This window comes from Micromonospora echinofusca, assembly GCF_017614955.1.
Lineage (GTDB): Bacteria > Actinomycetota > Actinomycetes > Mycobacteriales > Micromonosporaceae > Micromonospora > Micromonospora echinofusca_A.
Genome location: NZ_WVUH01000513.1, coordinates 1 through 3,579 on the forward strand (window position 1 = coordinate 1; position 3,579 = coordinate 3,579).

General features: G+C 76.5%; 3 protein-coding genes. All 3 read left to right on the forward strand.

Translation table 11 applies throughout. The features are described from left to right. Positions 1–4: 4 nt before the first annotated feature. From GSF22_RS31935 to GSF22_RS31945, 3 genes are read left to right on the forward strand one after another with little or no spacing between them, the layout of a single operon-like run. Positions 5–856, forward strand: a complete 852-nt coding sequence (locus GSF22_RS31935) for a carotenoid biosynthesis protein (protein ID WP_208817632.1) — start codon at positions 5–7, stop codon at positions 854–856. Further along, positions 853–1,974 carry a glycosyltransferase gene (locus GSF22_RS31940; protein ID WP_208817630.1) on the forward strand — a complete coding sequence of 374 codons (1,122 nt, stop codon included), beginning with the start codon at positions 853–855 and terminating at the stop codon, positions 1,972–1,974. Before GSF22_RS31935 ends, GSF22_RS31940 begins: the two co-directional genes overlap by 4 nt. Positions 1,975–2,014: 40 nt before the next feature. After that, a complete protein-coding gene (locus GSF22_RS31945; protein WP_208817631.1) occupies positions 2,015–3,502 on the forward strand; it encodes a phytoene desaturase family protein in 1,488 nt (495 codons plus the stop codon). Positions 3,503–3,579: the final 77 nt, after the last annotated feature.

Here is a 3,579-nt window from a genome sequence, read left to right on the forward strand (position 1 = left end):
CCCCGTGACCCCCCGACGTCTGGTGCCCTGGCTGCTGCTCGGGGTCCTCGTCCTGGCCCAGATCGGCTACCCGCTGACCACCGGTACCACCCGGGCCCGGTTGACGGTGGCCACCGTCGTCCTCGGCTACCTGCTGTCGGTCAGCCACGCACTGCTCAGCCGGGGTCCCCGGGCGGCGGCGGCGCTGGTCGCCGTGGCCACCGGCGGCGGGCTGGCGATCGAGGCCCTCGGGGTGGCCACCGGGTTCCCGTTCGGCAGCTACGACTACTCCGGCGAGCTGGGGCCGAAGCTGTTCGGGGTGCCCCTGGTGATCCCGCTGGCCTGGACCTGGATGGCCTGGCCGGCCTGGCTGGCCGCGGTCCGGCTCACCGGCGCCGGGTCGGGCCGCACCGCCGCCGGAGCGGAACTCGCGGCCGGCGGGTCCGGGCGCACGGCCACCGGCTGGCGGCGGATCTCGCTGGCCGCCGCCGGGCTGGCCGCCTGGGACCTCTTCCTCGACCCGCAGATGGTCGCCGAAGGGTACTGGGTGTGGCTGCGGCAGACCCCGGCGCTGCCCGGCCTGCCCGGCATCCCGGTCAGCAACTACCTCGGCTGGCTGCTCTTCGCGGTGCTGCTGATGACCCTGCTGCGCCCGCTCGGCGGCCCGGCCGTCGGCGACCCCGACCCCGCCGACCCGCCGATGTACGCGCTCTACCTGTGGACGTACTTCTCCAGCATCCTGGCGCACGCGGTCTTCCTCCGGCTGCCCGCCTCGGCGCTGTGGGGTGCCGTGGCGATGTCGGTGGCCGCGGTGCCACTGGCGGTCACCCTGCTGCGGGGGCGGCAGCAGCGGCTCCGGGTGAGCACCCCCCGGTGACCTGGCTGCTCGCGCTCGCCGTCGCGGCGCTCACCGCGCACACGTACGTCAACGCGGGCCGGTGGCTGCGCCGCCCACCGGACACCCCGGCACCGGTCACCGAACCGGTCGCGGTGCTGCTGCCGCTGCGCGACGAGGCCGCCCGGGTCACGCCGTGCCTGCGGTCGCTGCTGGCCCAGCAGGGCGTGCCGGGGCTGCGCATCGTGGTCCTCGACGACGGCTCCACCGACGGCACCGCCGACGTGGTCCGGGCCGTGGTGGCCGGTGACCCCCGGGTCACCCTGCACACCGGGGTGCCGCTGGCCGACGGCTGGCTGGGCAAGCCGCACGCCTGCCGGCAACTGGCCCGGCACGCCGACCCGGCCGCCCGGGTGCTGGTCTTCGTCGACGCGGACGTGGTCCTCGCCCCGCACGCGGTGGCCGCCGCGGTGACCACCCTGCGGGCCGCCGGGGCGACCCTGCTGTCGGCGTACCCACGGATCCTGGTCTCCTCGGTGGCCGACCGGCTGGTCCAGCCGCTGTTGCAGTGGCTCTGGCTGACCTTCCTGCCGTTGCGGGCGATGGAACGCTCGGCCCGGCCGTCGCTGGCCGCCGCCGGGGGGCAGTTCCTGCTCGTCGACCGGGCCGGCTACGACGCCGCCGGGGGGCACGACGCGGTCCGGGACAGGGTGCTGGAGGACATCGAGCTGGCCCGGGCGGTGAAACGTTCCGGCGGGCGGATCGCGATGGCCGACGGCTCCGCCCTGGCCCGGTGCCGGATGTACGACACCTGGCCGGAGCTGCGCGACGGCTACACCAAGTCGCTCTGGGCCTCCTTCGGCCACCCGGCGGGCGCCGTCGCCGTACTCGCCCTGCTGCTGCTCCTCTACACCGTGCCGCTGCCCCTGGCGGTGGCCGCCGCGCTGGCCGGTACCCCGGCGGTGGCGTCGGCCGCGCTGGTGGCGTACCTGCTCGGGGTGGCCGGGCGGGTGGTCAGTGCCCGCGCCACCGGGGGCCGCTGGTGGCCCGACGCGCTGGCCCACCCGGTGTCGGTCGTGGTCCTGGGTTGGCTGACCGTACGGTCGTACCATCTCCGGAAGCGGCACCGCCTCTCCTGGCGGGGCCGTCCGGTCGGCTGAACCGCCCCCGGCTCACGTGACACCGCCTCAGGAGGCTCACATGGCTCGCGTCGTGGTCGTCGGCGCCGGGGTGGGTGGCCTGGCCACCGCTGCCCGGCTGGCCGTGACGGGGCACGAGGTCACCGTCTTCGAACGCGCCGAGGTGGTCGGCGGCAAACTGGGGCGGTACACCCGGGACACCCCGCTCGGGGCGTTCCACTTCGACACCGGCCCGAGCCTGCTCACCCTGCCGGAGGTCTTCGCCGACCTGTTCGAGGCGACCGGGGCCAAGCTCGACGAGTACCTGGACCTGGTACCGCTGGACCCGATCGTCCGGCACGTCTTCCCCGGTGGCGGCCCGGTCCTCGACTCCTGCGCCGACCCGGTGGCGTTCGCCGACCGGATCGGCACCGCGTTCGGGGCCGAGGCGGCGGCCGACTGGGGGCGGCTGTGGCGCCGGGCCGGCCGGGTCTGGGACGCCTCCTGGCGGGACATCCTGCGCACCGGCATCGACTCCCCCCGCGACCTGGCGAAACTCGCCTGGCGGCTGGGCGACCTGGCCGCCATCGGGCCCGGCCAGACGCTGCGCGGGCTGGGGCGGCGCAGCCTGCGCGACCCCCGGCTGCGGATGCTGCTCGACCGGTACGCCACCTACACCGGCGCCGACCCCCGGCGGGCGCCGGCCGCCCTGGTCGCGGTCCCCTACGCCGAGTTGGCCTTCGGCGGCTGGTACCTGCGCGGCGGGTTGGGCACCCTGGCCGACGCGCTGCTGTCCCGCTGCCTGGACCTGGGCGTGGTGGTGCAGACCGGCACCACGGTCACCCGGATCGACGCCGCCGGTGGCCGGGTGCACGGGGTACGCCTCGCCGGGGTGGCCGCGCCCGTCCCGGCCGACATGGTGGTGGCGAACGTCGACGCGTTGACCGTCTACCGGGACCTGCTGCCCAGCCCGCGCCGGCTGGCCGGGCTCGCCGACCGGAGCCTGGCCGGGTTCGTGCTGCTGCTCGGGGTGGCCGGGGACTCCGGGCTGGCCCACCACAACGTCTTCTTCCCCGGCGACTACGACGCCGAGTTCGACGCGGTGTTCGGCGCGCCGGGTCGGGGGGTACCGGCCCGCCCGGCACCCGACCCGACCGTCTTCGTCACCGTGGCCGACGACCCGACGGTCCGCCCGGCCGGGCACGAGGCGTGGTTCGTGCTGGTCAACGCCGCCCGGCAGGGGCGTGCCCTGTCGGCGGTCGACTGGCGGCGTCCCGGCCTGGCCGACGCGTACGCCGACCGGATCCTGGACGTGCTCGCCGAGCGGGGCGTCGACGTCCGGGACCGGCTGGTGTTCCGTGAGGTCCGTACCCCGGCCGACCTGGCCGACGGGGCCGCCGCCCCCGGTGGCGCGATCTACGGCACCGCCGGGGGTCTGCTCCGGCCGGCGAACCGGACCCCCGCGCACGGGGTGTTCCTGGTCGGCGGTTCCACCCATCCCGGTGGCGGCCTGCCGATGGTCACCCTTTCCGCGCAGATCGTCGCCGACCGGATCGGCCCCGCCTGGTAGTCCCGGGCCGTCCCGAGCTGGTCGGTGGCCGGTGGCCGGCCCGGCGGCCGGCGGAGTGCCGGGCACCGGTGGTGGCG

What these genes read in the sequence shown, in the direction of transcription:
- GSF22_RS31945 (WP_208817631.1), top strand. Translation starts at nt 2,015, where the DNA reads ATGGCTCGCGTCGTGGTCGTCGGCGCCGGGGTGGGTGGCCTGGCCACC.